The sequence below is a fragment of the Mesorhizobium sp. P5_C1 genome (genome assembly GCF_054049815.1).
Map to the genome: position 1 here is coordinate 1 of NZ_JBFULQ010000661.1, position 2,649 is coordinate 2,649.

3 protein-coding genes are annotated in these 2,649 nt (G+C 61.4%); 1 reads left to right on the forward strand and 2 read right to left on the reverse strand.

The features are described from left to right. Positions 1-968: DUF5939 domain-containing protein (locus tag ACXJ7R_RS29540; RefSeq protein ID WP_457154914.1), on the forward strand; the 968-nt coding region annotated here is incomplete at its 5' end. A gap of 251 nt (positions 969-1,219) precedes the next feature. On the opposite strand, the gene ACXJ7R_RS29545 is transcribed toward ACXJ7R_RS29540, so the two are convergent. Both ACXJ7R_RS29545 and ACXJ7R_RS29550 read right to left on the reverse strand, forming a co-directional pair. Beyond that, positions 1,220-1,699, reverse strand: coding sequence for a class I SAM-dependent methyltransferase (locus tag ACXJ7R_RS29545; protein ID WP_184872685.1), 480 nt, complete (start codon positions 1,697-1,699; stop codon positions 1,220-1,222). Positions 1,700-1,910: 211 nt separating this feature from the next. Continuing rightward, positions 1,911-2,649: ABC transporter permease (locus ACXJ7R_RS29550; protein ID WP_457154915.1), on the reverse strand; the 739-nt coding region annotated here is incomplete at its 5' end.

A 2,649-nucleotide genomic window follows, 5' to 3' on the forward strand; every position in this document is an offset into this window, starting at 1 on the left:
GCGTCGATCTGCCGGAAGAAGATTTCGCCAAAAAGATGGAAGCGTTCTTGCTGGAAGGTATCGAGCTTGCGCCCGGTGAAAAGGCGGTTCTGCCCATACGGCTTCCGCCCGAGTTCATTATCGTCTTCGAGCCAGTCACCCATTCGGCGCAGTTCATCGACGCGAAGGGCGAACCAACAAAGGAGCGCCGAAGCCTCTCCTTGGTCTTCGACCGCGACCATGTCCAGAGCCAGACGCTGGAGATGCAACCCGGCCCGATGCGCATTTCGCTGGAAAACAGGACCGACACCCGCGTGCTGCCGACGGTGTTCATTGCCGGACCGGCATTGCATGATTTGCTGAGCAAACGCCGGCCCTTCCTGACGGCCAAGCGCCTGCTCACCAACCAGACGTTCCGCAATCTCTATCGCGCGGACACGCTCGACATCGACCAGCGCCTGAAGATCACCAGCCTGACCTTCCTGTTCACCGACCTGCGCGGATCGACCGCGCTCTACGAGCGGGTGGGCGACCTTTCAGCCTTCGATCTCGTGCGCGAGCATTTCCAGGTTCTGCACGAGATCGTCGCGGCGGAGGCAGGCGCGGTGGTGAAGACGATCGGTGATGCGGTGATGGCGACCTTCGCGACGCCCGATCGTGCGATTGCCGCGGCCCTCAGGATGCGCGATGCCATGCGTGCGCTCAACGACAAGAGCGGGCGCGAAGATCTGCTGCTCAAGATCGGGGTCCATGCGGGCCCCTGCATCGCCGTGTCCATGAACGAGCGCCAGGACTATTTCGGCCAGACGGTCAACATTGCTTCGCGGGTCCAGAACCTTGCCACCGCACAGGCGATCTTCGCCACTCGTGCGGTGGTCGACGACAATCTGACAGCCGATCTGTTGCACAGGAAAGCGCTGACGCCCGTGCCCCACGAGGTCTCGCTGCGCGGCATTGAGCGCGAGATAGCAGTCTATACGATCCCCTGAATACTTGCAGCAATTCCAGGAAAAGTGTGAAACGGTTTTCCCGGGAGAGGCGCGTGGCGCTTTCCCTGGAGAATTGCGTTAAAACAAAGAGATAGAGCGGGTTCGGCGTTTCCGTGAAACGGTGAACCGCTGCACTGCATGTCGCCCAAAAGTGGCCCCGGTTTTGGGGCAACGACATGCATACAAACAAAGACTTAAAGCGCGTCGTCTGAATCCGTTCAACGCGACGCGCTTTGGGTCGTCTCGGCCCCTCACACACGCCTATAGACAAATAGACGATCGGTGGGCACCGAAGGCGGCGGCGGAAGGCGTTGCAACTGCGGGTGATGGAGCGGTATGCCGCTGACCGCGAAGCCACCGACGCGAAGCAGGCGCGCGATCAGATCGGGAAGCCAGCTAAGGGTCACCACATCGCGATCTTCATGGCCGGTTCCGAGGTCGGCATTGACAAGAGCGGCGTCGATGCCAATGAACCTGGGCGCCGTCTCGCTTATCTCGCCGAGCACGAGGTTTTCAGCGTCGGGAATTGAGCTGTCGTGTGCGGCAAGTGCGCGGTCGAACGCCACGATCCGGCGTCCGGGCAGGCGCTCGCGCAGGTGGTGGAACGTCCGGCCATTGCCGAGGCCGAGTTCGAGCACGGGGCCCTCGATCTTCGCCACCTCGACACAGACTTGATCGAGAATGTCGCGCTGTGCGGTCATCCTGCGGATGAAACTCTCGAGGCGACTCATATGAAATTGTACGTCCTGAACCAGCCCAAGAAATCGGCGACGCCCGCGATCAGGGCGGTTTGCGGCTGAAACCCGAGGGCACCTGCCAAACCCCGATCGAATTTCGCCGCGTATAGAGGCGAACGGCAAACATTGCAACAACCGGACAGGCCGCCGGCAAGGGTCATACCGGGGTGGAGCAGGCGGCACGGCGCACGGCGGAATGGCGATCTCACTTGTAGGGGTCCGCTGCGTCCCGCAAGCCATCGCCGAGGAAGTTGAACGCCATGATGACGAGAACGACGGGGAGCATCGGCAAAAGCAGCCATGGATAGAACGCGATCACGTTGACGCTGCGCGCCTCGGTGAGCAGGATGCCCCAGCTGGTTATCGGCGCCCTCAGGCCAAGCCCAAGGAAGCTCAGTGCCGTCTCGCCCAGGATCATGCTGGGTATGGAGAGCGTCGCCGTCGCGATCAGATGCGACATGAAGCCGGGAATGAGGTGCCGCCCGATGATGCGGCTGCTGTTGGCGCCCATCAATTGCGCGGCCAGAACGTAATCCTCCTCGCGCAAGGCCAGAAGTTTTGAACGCACTGCTCGCGCCAGTCCGGTCCAGTCGAGCAGCCCGAGGATGACGGTGATGCCGAAATAGATCACCGCCGGACTCCAAGTTATCGGCATGATCGCCGCCAGAGCCAGCCATAGCGGAATGCTGGGGATCGATTGCAGAACTTCGATGATGCGTTGAACGATCAGGTCGAAGATACCGCCGTGATAGCCGGCCAGTCCGCCGATGACGATGCCGAGCAGGAAGCTGAAACTGATGCCGACGAGGCCGATCGTCAGCGAAATGCGTGCGCCATAGATGATGCGCGAGAGCACATCGCGCCCCAGCCTGTCGGTGCCGGCCAGGAAGAGCTGGCCGTTTTCGGCAGGGCAGACCAAATGCCTGTCACCTTCGATCAGGCCC